Annotated in this window: 21 protein-coding genes; 16 read left to right on the forward strand and 5 right to left on the reverse strand. The window is 28.3% G+C overall.

Translation table 11 applies throughout. The annotated features are described in order from the left end of the window. The first annotated feature begins 1 nt into the window (after window position 1). The 3 genes from ACTTA8_RS04540 to rsmA are packed head-to-tail and all read left to right on the forward strand — an operon-like array spanning window position 2 to window position 2,662. Window positions 2-934, forward strand: coding sequence for a peptidylprolyl isomerase (locus ACTTA8_RS04540; protein WP_440654561.1), 933 nt, complete (start codon window positions 2-4; stop codon window positions 932-934). After that, window positions 924-1,880, forward strand: coding sequence for a 4-hydroxythreonine-4-phosphate dehydrogenase PdxA (locus tag ACTTA8_RS04545; RefSeq protein ID WP_440654562.1), 957 nt, complete (start codon window positions 924-926; stop codon window positions 1,878-1,880). Before ACTTA8_RS04540 ends, ACTTA8_RS04545 begins: the two co-directional genes overlap by 11 nt. Beyond that, window positions 1,877-2,662 carry a 16S rRNA (adenine(1518)-N(6)/adenine(1519)-N(6))-dimethyltransferase RsmA gene (rsmA, locus tag ACTTA8_RS04550; RefSeq protein ID WP_440654563.1) on the forward strand — a complete coding sequence of 262 codons (786 nt, stop codon included), beginning with the start codon at window positions 1,877-1,879 and terminating at the stop codon, window positions 2,660-2,662. Before ACTTA8_RS04545 ends, rsmA begins: the two co-directional genes overlap by 4 nt. On the opposite strand, the gene gmk is transcribed toward rsmA, so the two are convergent. Genes gmk through fabD form a run of 4 tightly spaced genes read right to left on the reverse strand, consistent with a single transcriptional unit; the run spans window position 2,651 to window position 5,240 of the window. Next, the gene (gene gmk / locus ACTTA8_RS04555; RefSeq protein ID WP_440654564.1) at window positions 2,651-3,283 is read right to left on the reverse strand and encodes a guanylate kinase; all 633 of its coding nucleotides are present in this window, start codon (window positions 3,281-3,283) and stop codon (window positions 2,651-2,653) included. The two genes, rsmA and gmk, sit on opposite strands and share 12 nt — an antisense overlap. Before the next feature lie 8 nt (window positions 3,284-3,291). Beyond that, the gene (locus tag ACTTA8_RS04560) at window positions 3,292-3,531 is read right to left on the reverse strand and encodes an acyl carrier protein (RefSeq protein ID WP_008544320.1); all 240 of its coding nucleotides are present in this window, start codon (window positions 3,529-3,531) and stop codon (window positions 3,292-3,294) included. Between the two features lie 48 nt (window positions 3,532-3,579). Then, on the reverse strand, window positions 3,580-4,317 hold the full coding sequence (gene fabG / locus ACTTA8_RS04565) for a 3-oxoacyl-[acyl-carrier-protein] reductase (protein WP_440654565.1): 738 nt from the start codon (window positions 4,315-4,317) through the stop codon (window positions 3,580-3,582). Beyond that, window positions 4,314-5,240, reverse strand: coding sequence for an ACP S-malonyltransferase (fabD, locus tag ACTTA8_RS04570; protein ID WP_440654566.1), 927 nt, complete (start codon window positions 5,238-5,240; stop codon window positions 4,314-4,316). Before fabD ends, fabG begins: the two co-directional genes overlap by 4 nt. 86 nt (window positions 5,241-5,326) lie before the next feature. On the opposite strand from fabD, the gene rpsF reads away from it, so the two are divergent. From rpsF to ACTTA8_RS04630, 12 genes are all read left to right on the forward strand, one after another. Continuing rightward, complete coding sequence (rpsF, locus tag ACTTA8_RS04575; protein WP_440654567.1) at window positions 5,327-5,680, forward strand: 30S ribosomal protein S6; 354 nt, start codon at window positions 5,327-5,329, stop codon at window positions 5,678-5,680. After that, a complete protein-coding gene (gene rpsR, locus ACTTA8_RS04580; protein ID WP_262589558.1) occupies window positions 5,680-5,952 on the forward strand; it encodes a 30S ribosomal protein S18 in 273 nt (90 codons plus the stop codon). Before rpsF ends, rpsR begins: the two co-directional genes overlap by 1 nt. Then, complete coding sequence (gene rplI / locus ACTTA8_RS04585; protein WP_440654568.1) at window positions 5,952-6,410, forward strand: 50S ribosomal protein L9; 459 nt, start codon at window positions 5,952-5,954, stop codon at window positions 6,408-6,410. Before rpsR ends, rplI begins: the two co-directional genes overlap by 1 nt. Window positions 6,411-6,479: 69 nt before the next feature. Beyond that, window positions 6,480-7,898 (forward strand): replicative DNA helicase, encoded by a 1,419-nt coding sequence (locus ACTTA8_RS04590; protein ID WP_440654569.1) that lies wholly within the window; start codon window positions 6,480-6,482, stop codon window positions 7,896-7,898. 20 nt (window positions 7,899-7,918) lie between these two features. Then, a complete protein-coding gene (locus ACTTA8_RS04595) occupies window positions 7,919-10,312 on the forward strand; it encodes an efflux RND transporter permease subunit (RefSeq protein WP_440654571.1) in 2,394 nt (797 codons plus the stop codon). After that, the gene (locus ACTTA8_RS04600) at window positions 10,312-10,857 is read left to right on the forward strand and encodes a CvpA family protein (RefSeq protein WP_440654573.1); all 546 of its coding nucleotides are present in this window, start codon (window positions 10,312-10,314) and stop codon (window positions 10,855-10,857) included. Before ACTTA8_RS04595 ends, ACTTA8_RS04600 begins: the two co-directional genes overlap by 1 nt. Continuing rightward, window positions 10,811-12,292, forward strand: a complete 1,482-nt coding sequence (gene purF, locus ACTTA8_RS04605) for an amidophosphoribosyltransferase (RefSeq protein WP_440654575.1) — start codon at window positions 10,811-10,813, stop codon at window positions 12,290-12,292. Before ACTTA8_RS04600 ends, purF begins: the two co-directional genes overlap by 47 nt. A 3-nt stretch (window positions 12,293-12,295) precedes the next feature. Beyond that, window positions 12,296-12,853: an HD domain-containing protein gene (locus ACTTA8_RS04610; protein WP_440654576.1), complete on the forward strand. Its 558-nt coding sequence runs from the start codon at window positions 12,296-12,298 to the stop codon at window positions 12,851-12,853. A gap of 29 nt (window positions 12,854-12,882) precedes the next feature. Next, on the forward strand, window positions 12,883-14,178 hold the full coding sequence (locus ACTTA8_RS04615; RefSeq protein WP_440654578.1) for a glutamate--cysteine ligase: 1,296 nt from the start codon (window positions 12,883-12,885) through the stop codon (window positions 14,176-14,178). Further along, window positions 14,168-15,091 carry a glutathione synthase gene (gene gshB / locus ACTTA8_RS04620; RefSeq protein WP_440654579.1) on the forward strand — a complete coding sequence of 308 codons (924 nt, stop codon included), beginning with the start codon at window positions 14,168-14,170 and terminating at the stop codon, window positions 15,089-15,091. Before ACTTA8_RS04615 ends, gshB begins: the two co-directional genes overlap by 11 nt. Next, entirely contained in the window at window positions 15,088-15,963 is an 876-nt protein-coding gene (locus tag ACTTA8_RS04625; protein ID WP_440652737.1) for a DMT family transporter, read from the forward strand. Before gshB ends, ACTTA8_RS04625 begins: the two co-directional genes overlap by 4 nt. Before the next feature lie 31 nt (window positions 15,964-15,994). Continuing rightward, window positions 15,995-17,323, forward strand: a complete 1,329-nt coding sequence (locus ACTTA8_RS04630) for an MFS transporter (protein ID WP_440654581.1) — start codon at window positions 15,995-15,997, stop codon at window positions 17,321-17,323. Here the strand turns inward: ACTTA8_RS04630 and ACTTA8_RS04635 are convergent. Then, on the reverse strand, window positions 17,320-18,093 hold the full coding sequence (locus ACTTA8_RS04635; protein ID WP_440654583.1) for an MOSC domain-containing protein: 774 nt from the start codon (window positions 18,091-18,093) through the stop codon (window positions 17,320-17,322). The genes ACTTA8_RS04630 and ACTTA8_RS04635 overlap by 4 nt on opposite strands. A gap of 11 nt (window positions 18,094-18,104) precedes the next feature. Between ACTTA8_RS04635 and ACTTA8_RS04640 the strand changes: the two genes are divergently transcribed. Then, window positions 18,105-18,929: a phytanoyl-CoA dioxygenase family protein gene (locus tag ACTTA8_RS04640; protein WP_440654585.1), complete on the forward strand. Its 825-nt coding sequence runs from the start codon at window positions 18,105-18,107 to the stop codon at window positions 18,927-18,929. The last annotated feature ends 2 nt before the right edge of the window (window positions 18,930-18,931 follow it).

The raw sequence follows: 18,931 nt of genomic DNA on the forward strand, positions 1-18,931 counted from the left end.
AATGTTTTTAAAAAAAATACCTTTTCAGTATATAATTTTAATTATTTTCTCAATTTTATTAACAAAATCTTTTGCCATTGAAAACAAGATTGTAGTTAAAGTTAATAATAAAATAATAACATATCTAGATATAATTAATGAAAAGAGATATCTGAAAGCTTTAAATCCAAATTTAAATAATCTTGAAGAAAATAAAGTTTATGAAATAGCTAAAAATTCTTTAGTAAGAGAAAAAATTAAAGAGATTGAAATCTTAAAATATAAAAAAATTGAAATCAATCAGGATTATTTAGAAAATATAATTGGACAAGTTTATAAAAAAATTGGATTTAATAATAAAACAGACTTTATAAAATATTTGACCAACCTAAATATTAATATTTCATTAGTTGAGAAAAAACTATCAAATGAAGCAATATGGAACAGTTTAATATATGAAAGATTTAATTCACAATTAAAAATAAACAATGAAGAAATTGAAAAAAATGTAAAAAATTTAAAAAATACCTCAAAATCTTATTTGCTATCAGAAATTCTTTTTAGTATTGAAAATAAAAATCAAAAAGAAAAATATATTCAAAAAATTACTCAAAGTATAAATGAAAATGGTTTTGGAAACACGGCTTTAATTTTTAGTATATCAGACAGTGCTAATACAGGGGGAAAATTAGGTTGGGTAAATGAGAATAACATAAGTAAAAAAATTTTAAATGAATTGAATAAAATAAAAAGAAATCAATATACAAATCCAATACTAATTCCGGGTGGTTATTTAATTTTATACATTGAAGATATTAAAACAATAGAGAAAAAAATAGATTTTGAAAAAGAGATATTAGCTAGAAAAAGAAATTTACAAACACAACAATTAAATCAATTTTCTAATATTTTTTTTAATAAAATAAGAAAAAATGCAATTATCAATGAAAAATAAACCTATAATAATAGTTGGTGGTGAGCCAAAAAGTATATTTTTAGAAATTTTTTTTAAAGCATTAAAAATTAAAAAATATAAATCACCTATAATTTTAATATCATCACTTAAATTAATTCAAAATCAAATGAAAATTTTAAATATAAAAAAAAATATAAACGTAATTAATTTTAATAATTTGAGTAATATAAAAAAAAATAAAAATTTTATTAACTTGATAAATATAGAATATAAAAAAAGAAAAAATCAAAAAAATATTGCTAATAGTTTTATTGAGAACTCTTTCAAAAAAGGTTTTGAACTTCTTTCTTATTTAAAGACTTACAAGCTGATAAATGGCCCTATTTCCAAAAAAGAATTTTTAAAAAAAAAATTTCCTGGAATTACTGAATATTTAGCAAAAAAAAGTAAAATTAAACAAATTGCTATGCTGATTTATAATGAAAATTTATCTGTTTGTCCTTTAACTACTCATGTACCGCTTAAAGAAGTCACGAAAAAAATCACAGAAGAAAATATCAAGGAAAAGGTTTACTTAATTACAGAATTTTATAAAAAATATAGAAAAATTAGTCCAAAAATAGCTGTGGTTGGTTTAAATCCCCATTGTGAAACCATAGATAAATTCAGTGAAGATGAAAATATTATTTTACCAACTATAAATAAATTAAAAAAAAAAGGATTTAAGATTTCTGGCCCATATTCAGCTGATACCATTTTTTTGAAACAAAACAGAACAAAATATGATGTAATTTTAGGAATGTATCATGATCAGGTACTAACACCTATTAAAACAATTTATGAATATGATGCAATAAATATAACGTTAGGTTTACCATATATTAGAATTTCTCCTGATCATGGTCCTAATAAACAAATGTTTGGTAAAAATTTATCCAATCCATTAAGTTTAATTAAAGCAATTTCATTTCTAGATAAAGTTTGATTAAAGCAAAAAAAAGTTTAGGTCAAAATTTCTTAATTGATGATAGTGTTTTAAAAACAATTGTTAATCATATTGAAATTAATAATAAAATTGTATTAGAAATTGGTCCAGGAACTGGCAATTTAACAAAATACATTTTAAATAAAACTCCCAAGAAAACTTTTGTAATTGAAAAAGATGATGAGCTAGCTAAAAAACTCAAAATCAAGTACCCAAATCTTTTAAATATTATAAATAAAGATGTATTAGATGTGGATGAAAATTCTTTATTCGATGAAAAAGTAGTTGTTTTTGGTAATCTACCTTACAATATCTCTACTGAAATATTAAGTAAGTGGATAGTAAATTTAGGAGATAATTTATGGTTCGAGGCATTAGTTTTAATGTTTCAAAAAGAAGTTGCAGATAGAATTATTGCTAATTTTAATAGCTCCAAATATGGTAGGCTGTCAGTTTTAACTAGCTGGAAGTTGAATGTAATTAAAATCATGGATATTAAACCAAGTTCATTTAAACCAAAACCAAAAATAGATAGCTCTTTAATTTTTTTTACTCCCAAAAAAGATTTTTATAAAATTAAAGATCCTAAAAATTTAGAAAAAATTACAAGAATATTTTTCAACAATAGAAGAAAAATGATTAAAAAACCATATAATCAAATTTTTAATGGTGACCTTAGGGTATTAGATAAACTCAAACTAGATCTAAAATTAAGACCTCAAAATTTAAGTCCCAAAACTTATCTTAAGTTAACACAAGAATACGAAAAATTAATTAGTTAGTTTTTCCACATGATCTCTTATAAATTTTACATCGTAATCTTTTGAACCATTATTTGTCTCTGCTTCAATTAAATTCTCAATTTTTTCAAAGCACTTTTTAATATCATCGTTAATCACAACATAATCATAGTTTATCCAATGCAAAACATCTCTTTCGAATTGCTTCATCCTCTCCTCAGCAATTAATTTATCTTTCATATCTCTGTTGGAGAGTCTCTTGAACAAAACCTCTTTGCTTGGTGGAAGAATAAAGAAGGTAATTAATTTATAATCTAATTTTTTATTTTTTATTTGATCAGCGCCTTGCCAATCAATATCAAATAAAACATTTTTACCTGCATTTAAATTATTTATTACTGGTGTTCTTGTAGTGCCGTACAAATTGTTAAATACTTTTGCGTACTCAAGAAATTCTTCATTTTTTATCAACCTTTTAAACTCTTCATTATCAATAAAGAAATAATCTTTATTATGCACCTCACCAGGCCTTGGGTCTCTTGTGGTGTGTGAAATAGATGTAACAAAGTTGTCTTTTTTAGACAATAAGTTTACAAGAGTTGTCTTTCCTGCTCCAGATGGAGAGGAAAGTATAATCATAACCCCATCATTTTTTGAGGGCATTAAAATTTCTAGTTAGCTTTTCCTTCGATAAACTTAACTGCATCACCTACAGTTAAAATTTTCTCAGCCTCGCTGTCTGAAATTTCAGATCCAAATTCTTCTTCAAAAGCCATCACTAACTCAACCGTATCTAAACTGTCAGCTCCTAAATCATCTATAAAACTTGATTCTTCAGTTACTTTAGCCTCATCGATACCCAAGTGATCTGCTACAATTTTTTTTACTTTGCTTGAAACGTCTTCTGACATATTGATCCTTTTTGTTATAATTCGTTATTAGTTTAAAAAGCTGTTTTGTCAAGCCATATACATGCCACCGTTAATGTGCAAGGTTTCACCATTTATGTAGCTAGATTGGTCTGAACACAAAAAACCTACAGCATTTGCAATATCATCAGGCTCTCCAAGACGAGCTGAAGGTATTTTTGATATGATTGTTTCTTTAAACTTTTCATCTATCTTATCTGTCATTGCAGTTTTAATGAATCCAGGTGAGATACAATTAACATTAATATTTTTCTTAGCATATTCAATTGCTAAACTTTTTGACATTGCTACTATTCCTGCTTTTGACGCAGTATAGTTAGCTTGACCTAAATTTCCTGTATGTCCTACGACAGAGGTTATATTAACTATTTTTCCAGATTTATTTTTTAACATTTTTTTTATAGCAAATTTACTCATCAAAAATGTTGAAGTTAAATTTATATCAATAACTCTTTTCCATTCATCCAAACTCATTCGAATAGCTAAATTATCTTGAGTTATGCCCGCATTATTTACAATACAATCTAAACTACCACCTAATTCTTTTGTTGCATTTTCAATAAATTCTTCAATTTTTTCACTTTGAGATATATCAAACTTTAAAATATTTATTTTTTCGAATTCATTTTTTAATTCTTCAAGTTTTTCAATTCTTGTTCCTGAAGCTAAAATATTAGCACCGCTTTCATATAATTTTTTTACAATAGAATTACCTATTCCTCCAGATGCGCCTGTAACAATTATATTTTTATCTTTTAAATCATTCATATTTTTAAATTTTCAATATCCTCTTGACTGTTTATTGTGTTAATTTTAACTTCTCTGTTAATTCTCTTTACTAAACCTGACAAAACTTTACCAGGTCCAATTTCTATAAAATGATCTATATCATTATTTATCATGTTTAATACACTTTCTCTCCATCTTACTCTATTTTCAATTTGTTTTATTAAAAGTGATTTTAAATCTTCAGAAGTTGAAATGGCTTCAGCTGTTACATTTGATATCAACTTATTACTTCCGTCAGAAAATGAAATCTTGTTTAATTCTTCTGTCATAATTTCTGTTGCCTTACTCATAAGGCTACAGTGAAAGGGAGCGCTAACTGGAAGTTTTATATTTTTAATTGAATTTTCTTTTAATATTTCAGTTAACTTTTCTAAATCTTGAGTCTTTCCACTTAAAACTATTTGCCCTTCTGAATTATCATTTGCTATTTGTACCAAAAATTTGGTCTTATTATCTTTTAATATTTTTTCTATTACTTCAACAGTTGATCCAAGCACTGCAACCATGCCACCCTCACCCTTTGGTACGGAATTTTGCATAGCATCGCCTCTGATTCTTAAAATTTTTAATGTTTCTGGAAAGTTTAAATATCCAGCACAAGATAAAGCAGAATATTCACCTAAAGAATGCCCTGCAAAATATTTTGCTTTATTTAAATCAATATTAAATTCTTTTTTAATAACATTAAATATAGAATAGCTTATTAAAAAAATTGCTGGTTGAGTATTTGCTGTCAAATCAAGCTCTTCTTTAGGTCCTTCTAATATTAGCTTTGAAATTGAATAATTTAATGTCTCGTCTGCCTCTTTAAATAGACTTTTCACAAGCTCAAATTTGTCATAAAACTCTTTTCCCATTCCAACTAATTGAGATCCTTGACCTGGAAATATTACTGAAAACATATAAAAATATTACTAATTTTGTGTTTTTATCTATTGTAATTGAACTTTTATAATAGTATATCCTCACTTTTTATTAAAGAACATAAATGAACTTATACGAACATACTATAATAGCCAGACAAGATACATCTCCGAGCGAGTTAAAACAGTTAACTGAAAAATATTCAAAAATTGTTGAAAAAAATGAAGGTGAAGTTGTAAAAACCGAAAACTGGGGCCTTCTAAACCTTTCTTATCTAATTAAGAAAAATAAAAAAGGGAGCTACATACACTTTAAAATCAAAGGTAAAGGTAAAGTAGTTGAAGAGTTAGAAAAAAACGAAGCTATTGATAAAAAATTATTAAGATATCTAACTGTTAGAGTAAAAGAATTTGATTTAGACACTAACTACTTTGGAAAAAAAGAAGAAAGTGAAAACAAAGAAAGTACCAGAAACTAATGCCAAAAAGACAAAGTGGAAATAAAAAAGGAAAGCAAAGTAACTTTGCTAAGTTAAGTATTTTTCAACCAAATAAATATAAATTTAAAAAAACTTGCCCACTTTCAGTAAAAGGTGCACCTAAGGTCGATTATAAAAATATTAAACTATTGAAAAGATATGTTTCTGAAAATGGTAAGATTTTACCATCAAGAATTACAAACGTTTCTCAAAAAAAACAAAGAGAATTATCTTTATCAATTAAAAGAGCAAGAAACCTAGCTTTAATATAATGAAAGTTATTTTATTAGAAAACGTTAAAAGAATTGGATCTATAGGTGAAGTGATAGATGTGAAGAGAGGTTTTGCTAGAAATTTTTTAATTGCAAACAAAAAAGCTCTTTATGCATCTAAAGAAAACATCAAAGAAGTTGAAAAAATAAAAGCTGATTTATCTAAGAAAGATAATGAGAGAAAACAAGAAGCTACTAATATTGCAGAACAAATAAATAATAAAGAATACTCAGTTCAGAAATTAAGTACTGAAAACAATGAACTTTATGGTTCAGTGAAACCAACTGAAATTTCAAAACTTATTCAAGAAGAAAATAAAGTTGAAATTAAACCTTCGATGATACAACCAGTCGAAGAAATTAAATCTTTAGGAAAATTCAAAGTTAGAATTTCTTTACACTCTGAAGTTGATGCTGAAATAGTAGTTAACGTTACATCGGCAGATACAATTCAATAATTATACATTCTTTTCAACAGTTAAAAATTAAAATTTAAATATTAAAATATTTTCTATAGATTTTGATTTATGGAAAATAATTTAAGTATCGTAAAAGACAAATTCAAAGAATTACCAAATAACATTGAAGCTGAACAAGCTGTGATTGGTTCAATACTAGTCAGCAATGATATTTTTGATGAAGTTAATACGATTGTTTCCTCTATTAACTTTTATGATCCTATGCATCAAAAGATATTTGAAGCAATCGAGAGTCTTATTTACAAAGGAATGCTTGCTAATCCAATCACTTTAAAAAATTATTTTGAAGATGAAAAAGATGAAATTAATGTTCCAGAATATTTAGTTAAAGTAACTAAATTTTCTACATCTGTAAGACAAGCAGTAGAATATTCAAAAATTATATATGATATGTTTGTAAGACGAGAGCTAATAAAAATTTCTGAAGAAACTATTGATAGCGCTAAATTAAATAACCTTGATACTAGCGGTCAGACTATAATTGAAAACTCTGAACGACAATTATTTGATTTAGCAGAAAAAGGATCTTTTAATTCTTCTCTTATTAAATTTGATGATGCCATGAAACAAACTATCGAAATGGCTTCTGCTGCATATAAAAATGAAGAAGGAATTGTTGGTGTTCCAACAGGTCTTAGAGATTTGGATGATAAACTTGGTGGGTTACATCAATCTGATTTGATCATTATTGCAGGTCGTCCATCAATGGGTAAAACTTCACTTGCAACAAATATTGCATTTAATGCTGCTCAAAAATTACAAGATAGTGGTAAAAAATCTTCTATAGCTTTTTTCTCTTTAGAAATGTCATCTGAACAGCTTTCAACTCGTATTATCTCAGAACAAGCAAGAATTAGCTCAAACGATATAAGAAGAGGAAGAATTTCTGATGATCAATTTGATAAATTTCTTGAGACTTCTAAAAATATAGCTGAACTTCCACTTTATATAGATGAAACACCGGCTATCAGTATTGCGGCACTAAGTAATAGAGCAAGAAGAATTAAAAGACTATTTGGATTAGATATGATCGTGGTTGATTATATTCAGTTAATGAGAGGAACAACTTATAATAAAGACGGTAGAGTTCAGGAAATTTCTCAAATTACGCAAGGGCTAAAAGCTATTGCAAAAGAACTAGCAGTTCCTGTTGTTGCACTTTCACAGTTATCAAGACAAGTGGAACAAAGAGATGATCATAAACCACAACTAGCTGACTTAAGAGAATCAGGCTCAATCGAACAAGACGCGGACGTGGTGATGTTTGTATACAGAGAAGGATATTATCTATCTAGAAAAGAGCCAAGAGAAGCAACTGTAGAACATGCTGAATGGCAAGCTAAAATGAATGAAGTAGCGCACTTAGCGCAAATTATAATTGGAAAACAACGACACGGTCCAATTGGTAATGTTACGCTTGAGTTTGAGGAAAGATTTACCAAATTTAAAGATACTCAAACTAATTAATTTCAAATATAAAAGAGCTAATGTTAGCTCAAATGTATCAAAACTTAGTTTTAAAGAACCCAAAAGCAGTATTTATAATACTGATTATTTCTATTTTAAGTTTTGGTTATTATTCTAAAGATTTTAGGTTAGATGCTTCTTCAGAAACATTGTTAATTGATGGGGATCCGGATCTCGCATACTTGCAGGAAATAACAGAAAGATACGGTTCTAAGGAATTTTTAGTTCTCACCTACACTCCTAATGAAGGGATGGTTACAGACTCTTCAATAAATAATTTACTGAGTATAAAATATAAAATTCAAAGTTTAGATTGGGTTCATAGTGTTATTACACTTTTAGACATACCACTTTTAAATAATTCAGATGCACCACTTCAGGAAAGATTAGAAAGTTTTAAAACTTTAAAAGATGAAGAAGTAGATAGAGAAAGAGGATTTAGTGAAATTTTAAACAGTCCTGTGTTTAGAAATTTTGTAATTAGTGAAGACGGTAAGACAAGTGGGATTATTGTTAACATCAAACAAAATAAAAAATTAGAAGATATTGAAAATAAATCTAGAGAAGAAATTGAAAACTACAAAGATCAAATCAAAAAACAAAATCATCAAAACATTCTAGAGATAAGACAAGTAATTCAAAGTTACGGCGATGTTGGAAAAATTTACCTAGGTGGAATTCCAATGATTGCAGATGATATGATGACTTTCATTAAAAGTGATATCATTGTGTTTGGTATTGGAGTTTTATTATTTATTATAGCAACTCTTTGGTTTGTATTTAGAAATCTAATTTGGATTATAGTTCCTATTAGCAGTTGTTTTTTCTCTGTAATTATTATGATGGGTCTACTTGGATTACTTGGGTGGAAAGTAACTGTTATTTCATCAAACTTTATTGCCTTAATGCTTATTCTTACAATGGCAATGAACATTCATATGAGTACAAGGTTTCTCCAGCTTAAAAAAAATTTTCCAACAAAAAATAATTTTGAAATTATTTCCTTAACAACGAGTAAAATGTTTTGGCCTATATTGTATACGGTATTAACAACAATTTTGGCTTTCTTATCTTTAATCTTTAGTGAAATTAAACCAATTATAGATTTTGGATGGATGATGACTTTTGGTTTGATTACATCTTTTATAATTACTTTTACTTTACTCCCTACTCTTTTAAGTTTTACTTCAACTGGAAATGTATCTTTAAAAAAAGAACAAGACTCTAAAATTACATCAATACTTGGTTCAATTTCTTTAAATAATAAATTTACAATTTTTTCTGCTACTGGAATTATAATTGTCTTAAGTGTCGTTGGAATTAGCAAACTTGAGGTTGAGAATAGTTTTATAAATTATTTCGATAAAAATACTGAAATATACAAAGGTATGAAACTAATTGACGAAGAACTTGGTGGAACCACTCCTTTAGAAGTTATTTTAAAGTTTCCTAAAAAAGAGGAAAAGAAATCAGAGGATGATGATGAGTTTGAAGATTGGGGAGATGAAGAAGATACAAATGATGAAAAATATTGGTTTACTAAGGATAAAATAGATAGAATTGCATCGGTTCATAATTATTTAGATAGTCTTCCACAAGTCGGCAAAGTTTTATCTTTTTCATCAATTATTGATGTTGCAACACAACTGAACAATAATAATCCGCTTGGTACTTTAGAGATGGGAGTATTGTATTCAAAAATACCTGAAAGCATTAAAACAGAAATAATTGATCCATATCTATCAATAGAAAATAATGAGGCTCGAATAAGTCTTAGAATAATAGACTCGCAAGAAAATTTAAGAAGAAATGACTTAATTAATAAAATTAATTTTGATCTAGAAAATGAACTAGGATTAGAAAAGGATGATTACAAATTAGCAGGGGTATTAATTCTATTTAATAATTTGTTACAAAGTTTATTTAAGTCACAAATTTTGACACTTGGTTTGGTTATGATTGGTATTTTCTCAATGTTTATTATTTTATTTAGAAATATTAAACTTTCATTAATTGGAGTTGTGCCAAATTTCATAGCTGCATTCTTTATTTTGGGAATTATTGGATTATTAGGAATACCATTAGACATGATGACTATCACAATTGCTGCAATTACAATCGGAATTGCTGTTGATAACAGTATTCACTATATCTACAGATTCAAGGAAGAATTTAGCAAACTAAAAGATTACAACAGCACATTAAAAACCTGTCACTCAACAGTTGGGGTTGCAATTTTAAATACTTCAATCACAATTGTATTTGGTTTTTCAATTTTAGTATTATCTAAATTTATACCAACCATCTATTTTGGAATGTTTACAGGTCTAGCGATGTTACTTGCAATGATATCGGTGTTAACTTTGCTGCCGGCATTGATATTGGTGGTTAAACCTTTTGGTAAAGATGCTTAATGGTAGATGCTCTTAAAGATTTTTTTGAAGCATCCTCTATTATTGATTTAATCTATATCGCAGTAACCATATGGTCTTTAATTAGTTGTTATAGAAAAGGGTTTGTCTTGAGCATCCTTTCAATGGCAAAATGGCTTATGGCCTACGTTATTACACTAATTTTATTTCCACGTATAAAACCTTATGTAAAAGATATAATCGACAACGAATATGTTCTAGATGTTGGACTTGGAATTGCAATATTTATAGTTGTTATCTTTTTAGTCTTATTAGTTAACAAGGGTATCAGTAAAGCAATAAAATATACTGGCATTGGTGGCTTGGATACTACCTTCGGATTCTTTTTTGGGTTTGTTAAAGCATATATTGTATGTGTATCTATTTTTTCTGGAGTACATATTGTTTATAACTACGATAAATGGCCAATTAATTTAGATAAATCATACGTCTTTCCATATTTGAAAAAAGGTAGTAGTTATCTTGTTGAAGAATTTCCTAATGAAAAAACATATCAAGAATCTAAAGAAAAAATTGAAGATATTTGATCCGAAACTAAAAGAAGAATGTGGAGTATTTGGCATAAGCAATGCAAAAGATGCTTCTGCTTTAACAGCTTTAGGTTTGCACGCACTTCAGCATAGAGGTCAGGAAGGTTGTGGAATAGTTACTTTTGATGGTGAAAAATATTATTCGGAAAAAAGATTTGGCTTAGTTGGAGATAATTTCAACAAAGAAAAAGTTTTAAAAAACCTTAAAGGTAATTATGCTATTGGACATAATCGATACAGCACTACGGGCAATAATATTTTAAGAAATATTCAGCCTTTTTTTGCAGATACTAACGCAGGTGGAATTGGGGTATCTCACAACGGAAACTTAACAAATTCAATATCTTTAAGAAATAAACTCGTTGAAGAAGGAGCAATTTTTTATACTACTTCTGATACAGAAACCATAGTTCAGTTAATTGCTAAATCTAAAAGATCAAAAACAATTGATAAAGTTATTGATGCCATATTCCAAATCCAAGGAGGATATGCTTTGGTAATGATGACACAAAAATCTTTAATAGGTGTAAGAGATCCTTATGGAATTAGACCATTGATGATTGGAAAACTAGGAAGTAGCTATGTGTTAGCTTCTGAAACTTGTGCATTAGATATTATTGGAGCAAAATTTATAAGAGAAGTTGAGAACGGTGAAATAGTGTTAATTGAAAATGATGAACTAACTAGTATAAAGCCCTTCCCCCCTAAGAAAGTAAGACCGTGTGTCTTTGAGTATATTTATTTTTCAAGACCAGATAGCTTACTTGATAATAAAACAGCTTATGAACATAGAAAAAATTTAGGAAAAGAACTTGCAAAAGAAAACAATGTTGATGCAGATATAGTTGTTCCTGTACCAGACTCTGGTAATGCTGCAGCTCTCGGTTTTGCTCAACATTTAAAAATGAATTTTGAACATGGTCTAATCAGAAATCACTACGTTGGAAGGACTTTTATTGAACCAAGTCAGCAAATTAGAAGTTTAGGTGTAAAGTTAAAATTAAATGCAAATCAAAGTACAATTAAAGATAAAAAAATTATTCTAATTGATGACTCACTTGTTAGAGGAACTACCTCTTATAAAATTGTTAAAATGTTGTATGATGCAGGTGCAAAAGAAGTTCATGTTCGAATTGCTTGTCCTGAGATCAAATATCCAGATTTTTATGGTGTAGATACCCCAACTAAAAAAGAGTTATTAGCAGCAAATAAAACTAATGATGAAATTTGTGAATACATAGGAGCAAAATCACTTAAATTTTTATCTATTGATGGATTATATAGAGCAATTGGTTTTGACAAAAGGAATGCAGCTTATCCTCAACTAACAGACCATTATTTTACTGGTGATTACCCAGTTAAACCTGTTGATGAATTGGGTGATAATAAAATAACTCAACTTTCTTTATTAAGTACAGCCTCAAATAACTAAAAAATGAAAACGGTAAATTTTACTGAAATGAAAAATGGTACCAAGGATGAGTACTTGTTGCTTGATGAGTATGAACAAAAATATATTGATGGTACTGCTGATCGAATATTAAAATTTATGAGTGGATTAAATTCTACTTTAGAAGGATATAAAATAACTAGACTTGAACACTCTCTTCAAACTGCAACAAGAGCTTTTAAAGATAATGCAGATGAAGAATTGGTAGTTGCAGCATTACTGCATGATATTGGAGACGAGTTAGCTCCTGTTAATCATTCAGAATATGCAGCGTCAGTTTTAAAACCTTATGTTTCAGAAAAAACACATTGGATTATTCAAAAGCATGGTGAGTTTCAGATGTATTATTATGCGCATCATCTTGGAAAGAATCAAAATCAAAGAGATAAATATAAAGATCATAAATATTTTAATGATGCTGTAGAGTTTTGTGAGAAATGGGACCAGGCTTCTTTTGATCCACACTATAAAAGTATGAAATTGGAGGAATTTGCGCCTATGGTAAGAAAAATATTCTCAAGAAAGCCCTATTCTTTACTTTAAATTAAATTAAAATCCACTATCTAAAGCGCATGATTAACAGTAAAGAAAAAATTATTGAATATTTTAAATCTGGTATCAAAGAAGATAGAGATTTTAGAATTGGTATCGAACATGAAAAATTCTTGTTCAATACTAAAGACAACAAAAGAATTGATTACTCAAAAGTAAAAGAAATGTTTACAGCCTTAACTGAGTTTGGCTGGAACCCTGTTTTTGAAAAAGAAAATATTATTGGTCTTAATAAAGGTGGAAAAAATATTACACTAGAACCTGGAAACCAAATTGAACTATCTGGTGACAAGTTAAACCATATGCATGAAGCTTGTGCAGAGTCTCAAGACTATTTATTTGAATTAAAACAAGTTACTAAAAAATTAGATATCAAAATAGTTAGTGCGGGTTTTGATCCTATTTCAAAATTAGAGGATATTCCAAACAATCCTAAGCAACGTTATGAGTTAATGACAAAAGACATGCCACTAGGTGGAGAGCTTAGTTTAGATATGATGTATCGAACGTGTGGAACACAATTAAATATTGATTACAATTCAGAAGAAGATTTTATTAAAAAATTTAAACTAGCTAATTCTATTGTTCCTATTTCAATTGCACTATTTGCAAACTCATCAATAGTTGAAAAAAAGAACAGTAATTATTTATCTTACAGATCTAAAGTATGGCAAAGCACTTCAAGAGGAGGTTTGCCTAAATTATTTTTTGAAAGTTTAGATTTTGAAAAATATGCAGAATTTGTCATGAGCTTTCCAATTTTATTCATTCAACATAATGATCAGTATATTTCTGGAAGAAAATATACATTTAAAGATTTCATGGATGGAAAAATTGAAGAAATAGGAAATAGACTTCCAACTGAAGCTGATCTTACAACCCACTTAAGCACAATCTTCACTGAAAATAGACTGAAGAAATATATTGAGCTTAGATCAATGGATACCTGTGGTTGGGATTGCCTATGTGCTGGACCAGCTTTTAATATTGGTATGTTGTATGGAAATTTAGATGAAGCGTATGAATTAATCTCTTCATGGGAAACAGATAAAATAATTAATGCTTATTTAGAAGCTCCACAAAAAGGATTTAACACTCAATTAATGGGTAAAGACTTATTGCATTGGACTTCTGCTCTTTTAGATATTTCTAGAAAAGGATTAGAGAAAAGAGATATCATTAGTAAAAAAGGAAATAACGAAACTATCTTCTTAAATCATTTGCAAAATGTAGTTGATAATAAGACTACAAATGCAGATCATATGATTAGTAAATTTTCAAAAGATGAAAATTTAGAAGAATTATATGACAAATAAAATAGTAGCTGTTCAAGGCAACCATCCCTCTTCTTTAAACTCTGTAACTGATACTAGTGTTTTTTTGGCTAACGAAATTCAACACAAATATAAGATTTTTTATTACGATCCAAAAAATCTATCAATAATTAACAAAAAAGTTTTAGCTAAAGGCTTCTTCATAAAGTTTAATTATCAAAACAAAAAATTTTACAAAATCATTAAAGAACAAACTTTAGACCTTGCAAAATGTAAGTTTATTTTAATCCGTCAAGATCCACCATTTAATTTAGAATATATTTCAACGACTTACATTTTAGATTTCATTAAAAATAAAGTTAAAATAATCAATAACCCAACATCAATAAGAAATATTTCCGAAAAGTTATATTCAGTAAAATATTTAAAATATATGCCTGATACGCTTTTTTCTCAGGATATAAATGAAATCAAAAATTTTATTAAAAAACATAAGAAAGTAATTATCAAACCTATTCATAGTTATAGTGGTAATGATATTCACTTATTAAATAAATTTAATTCAAAACTTATTAATAAATTTATTAAAAAACATGATCATATTATGTGTCAAAAATTTTTACCTAAGATTAATAAAGGAGACAAAAGAGTTTTTATAATTAATGGAAAAGTTTGTGGTGCAATTTCTAGAGTTCCTAAAAAAGGATCTTATTTAAGTAATATGAGCAAAGGTGCTAAACCGATTAATATCAATTTAACTAAGCAAGAAAATAAAATTTCAAAATTAATTGCTAAAGATCTAAAAAAAGAAAATATTTATTTTGCAGGGATTGATTTTATAGATCAAAAATTAAATGGAGACATCAATGTTACTTCTCCTACAGGACTTAAAACTTTTTTTGATTTATCAGGAATAAATTTAGCAAAAACTTTTTGGAAAGAATTAAAAGCATGAACAATTTAACTGATCAGCAAAAAGGTTCTTTAATGGCTTTTGTGGCAGTGATGTTTATCACTCCTGATAGTTTATTTATTAGACTTTCAAATGTAGATACTTGGGGATTAGTTTTTTATAGAGGCATTATTCCATTTGTAACTGTGTTTGTTGGAATGTTGTTTATTTACAAATCAAGTTTTTTTAAATTACTTTATGGAAATTCAATTTATGGTGTTGCTTATATAGTTACGTTTTCAATTACCAATATTACTTTTGTATTATCAATTCAAAACACAAATGTTGCAAACACGCTTGTTATGATTGCACTTGCGCCAATGTTATCAGCTATTTTTGGTGCAATATTTTTAAAAGAAAAACCAGATCGAAACACTTTGGTTGCTATAGCAATTACGTTTTTAAGTGTTCTTTATATATTTTACGACTCTGTGAAATTAGGAAATATTTTTGGTGATATTTTAGGTTTTATTACTGCATGTGGTCTTGCTGCTGGGGCAACAATCATCAGAGCTGGAAAAAGCCTTAACCTAGTTCCTTCAGCTGTGGTTGGTAAACTGGTCGTAGCATTAGTCGCTTTATTCTTTATTGATACGTTTGAGCTAAAAGACAATGATATTTATATCATTCCAGCGATGTGTATCCTTTGTGTGGCCATTCCTTTTGTGCTTGTAACACTAGCTCCAAGATACATAACAGGAGCTGAGGTAAATCTATTCTTTCTAATGGAAACGGTTTTGGGACCTATTTGGGTGTGGATGGTTGTAAAAGAACAACCTTCAATGGAGACAATTCAAGGAGGAGTGGTGATCATTTTGACTATCGCTATTCACTCATTCCTAGCCATAAAAAAAACACAAACCAAAACTACTTAGCCCGCAATTTATTGATACTTAAAATTTAGAAATGCAAAAAGAAGTAAAAAAATCCTGGGCCCTATTTATAGGTATTGGAACCATGATGATAGCTCATGGATTACAAATGCAGATAATGGGTATCAGATCAGTACTTGAAAACTTTAGTGTATTTACCACAGGAATATTCATGTCAGGATATTATGTTGGTTATTTTATTGGCTCAAGAACAACTCCAAATTTTGTATCTAAGGTTGGTCATATCAGAGTATTTGCAGCTTTTGCGTCCCTTGCATCACTTAGTGCATTGCTTGCAGTAGTTTATGTAAATCCATTTATGTGGACAGTAAGTAGATTTATAACAGGTATCAGTTTAGTTAGTTGTTATGTTGTTACTGAAAGTTGGTTAAACGATAGAGCAACTAATAAGAATAGAGGACAATTATTGTCTGCTTATATGATGGTAATTTATTTTGGTCTTGCAGTTGGAATGTTGTTACTTAACTTAAGTGAACCAAAAGCATATGAACCTTTTATTTTGGTATCTGTGCTTTTATCTTTAGCGCTAGTTCCAATTTTATTAACAAAAAGACCAGCTCCAAAATTTAAAAAAATTGAGACAATTAGTATTAAAGAACTTTATGAAATCTCTCCTCTTGGTACTTTTAGTTCTTTTTTCACTGGAGTAATTCATGCTGCATTTTTTTCATTAATTTCAGTTTACGCAACCCTTGCAAAACTAACTTTATTTGAAACTTCAATTCTTTTGTTTATAGCAACAATTGCGGGAGTGTTAGGTCAAGGACCAATTGGATATTTTTCTGATCAATACGATAGAAGAAGGGTAATTATCGTAACAACATTTGGAAGTTCTGCTTTAGCATTATTATCAATTTTAACTTCTAATGATCCTATACAAAACATTTATTATATGGATGAACTTGCATTTAAAAAAATAGTTTTCTTTATTGCGGTTGGTCTCTATTCAAGTTTATGTCTTCCATTATTTTCTTTAAACCTTGCACACACTAATGACTTTGTTCCAAAATCTAAATTCGTTGCTGCTGGAGGAGGACTTCAATTAATCTTTGGTTTAGGGGCTATAAGTGGTCCTATTTTATGTTCGCTATTTATGGGTTGGTTTGGGTTAAATGGATTTTTTGTATTTTTAATTATAGTCCATGCTTTAATTGGTGCATTTGGTTTATACAGAATGAGAATAAGAGAAACTGTGGACAATCCAGATTCTACATTTACACCTGTTCCTGCAACCATCACACCTGCAGGATTAGAATTAGACCCAGATACGCCCGAAACATTAGATAATACTGCTACAAACGAAACTAAAAACGTTTTTGAAGAACCTAGTTCAACAAATTAAATCGTAATTTTATCCTCAGTAGATACTTCGCCATCCTCTAGAGGAATTAAATAAACTCCAAGATCCATGTGATCATAAAATTCTTTAAGTTTCTGAGGAAGGTTAAAGGTTATTTCACCTGATTTAGGTTTCAGATTTGTTGCTGAGCATCTTGGAATATGATCGTCAACTTTAAAAGGTACTCCATTAATATTGATGGTTTTACCTATCCAATTTCTCTCTTCCCAAGCATCTAAACCACTTACATAAAAGTTTCCTCTAAACCTTTGATACTCGACTTCTTTACCCATATTTTTCTCAAAGTCTTTTATACTATTGTGATTTATCAAAGATATTGAGTTCATTGCCTCTCCCCCGCTATTAGTGTCAAAAAAAGGATTTTGGTTATTCTTTAATAGAAATACTGGTCCTTTAACTTGGTCATCTAAATTTAATACTTCTTGTTCTATTAAACTTACTTCTTCAGGATTATTAGGATTGATTGAAATTAATTTTTTTTGGTTATCAAATAATTCTAGATTTCCTTCATTAAATTCAAATGAATATTTGTTAAGTATAGGTGTATTTTTTAAAGTAAGAAAATTTATCAATTTTCTCTCACCAGGCTCCTGTTCCATTTTTTGAGCCTTTCCACTATCTAATAATCTTGAGAACGAAAACAAACGATCATTAATAATTCCTATATTTTTTTTAATCTCACATTTATTAATTTTTTGAAACGAGATTGATTTTACTGGTGAAAAATAAATAGAGGATATGCTAATATTCATTCCAAAAACATATGGCTAATTTAAATTCAAATCAACTTAAACAATACCAAGATCAAGGTTACTTAGCACCAATTGATATTTTATCAAAAGAAGAAGCTAAAGAAGCAAGAGATGAAATTGAATTAATCGAAAAAGAAATGCCTGATGAAATTGATAAATCAGAAAGATATAATGCTCATTTAATATCACCAAAATTAGATTCAATAGTTCATAATTCAAAACTATTAGATGCCGTAGAAAGTATTATTGGAAAAAATATTTTAGTATGTGGAACAACTTTGTTTATAAAAAATCCTAACCAAACAGGTTTTGTAAGTTATCATCAGGATGCAAAATATATTGGTTTAGAACCTCATAATTGGGTTACAGCTTGGGTAGCTTTAACAGATTCATATGAAGAAAATGGTTGTATGAAAATGTGGCCTAAATCACATATAGAAATTAAAGATCATGATGAAAAATTTAATGAAGGAAATTTATTAACAAGAGGCCAAACAGTTAATGATGTTCCAGACGATAAAGTTAAATCTGTTGAACTTGTTGCAGGTCAAATGTCATTGCACCATCCAAGAATAGTTCATGGATCAGGGATAAACAAAAGTAATGACAGAAGAATTGGATTTGTAATCCAAAGTTATATTGGCACTAATGTTAAACAAGTATTAGGCAAAAATAGTGTTCAATTAGCAAGAGGAGTTGATGAATTTCATCACCATGACATAATTCAAAGACCAAACTCACTAATGAATAAAGAAGATTTGTTGATTAAAAAAAGAGAAAATCAAAATCTTCAAGATATTTTTTATAAAGGTTCAGATAAAAAAGGAAACTACTAATT

This window comes from Candidatus Pelagibacter sp. HIMB1506 (genome assembly GCF_052047935.1).
GTDB lineage: Bacteria > Pseudomonadota > Alphaproteobacteria > Pelagibacterales > Pelagibacteraceae > Pelagibacter.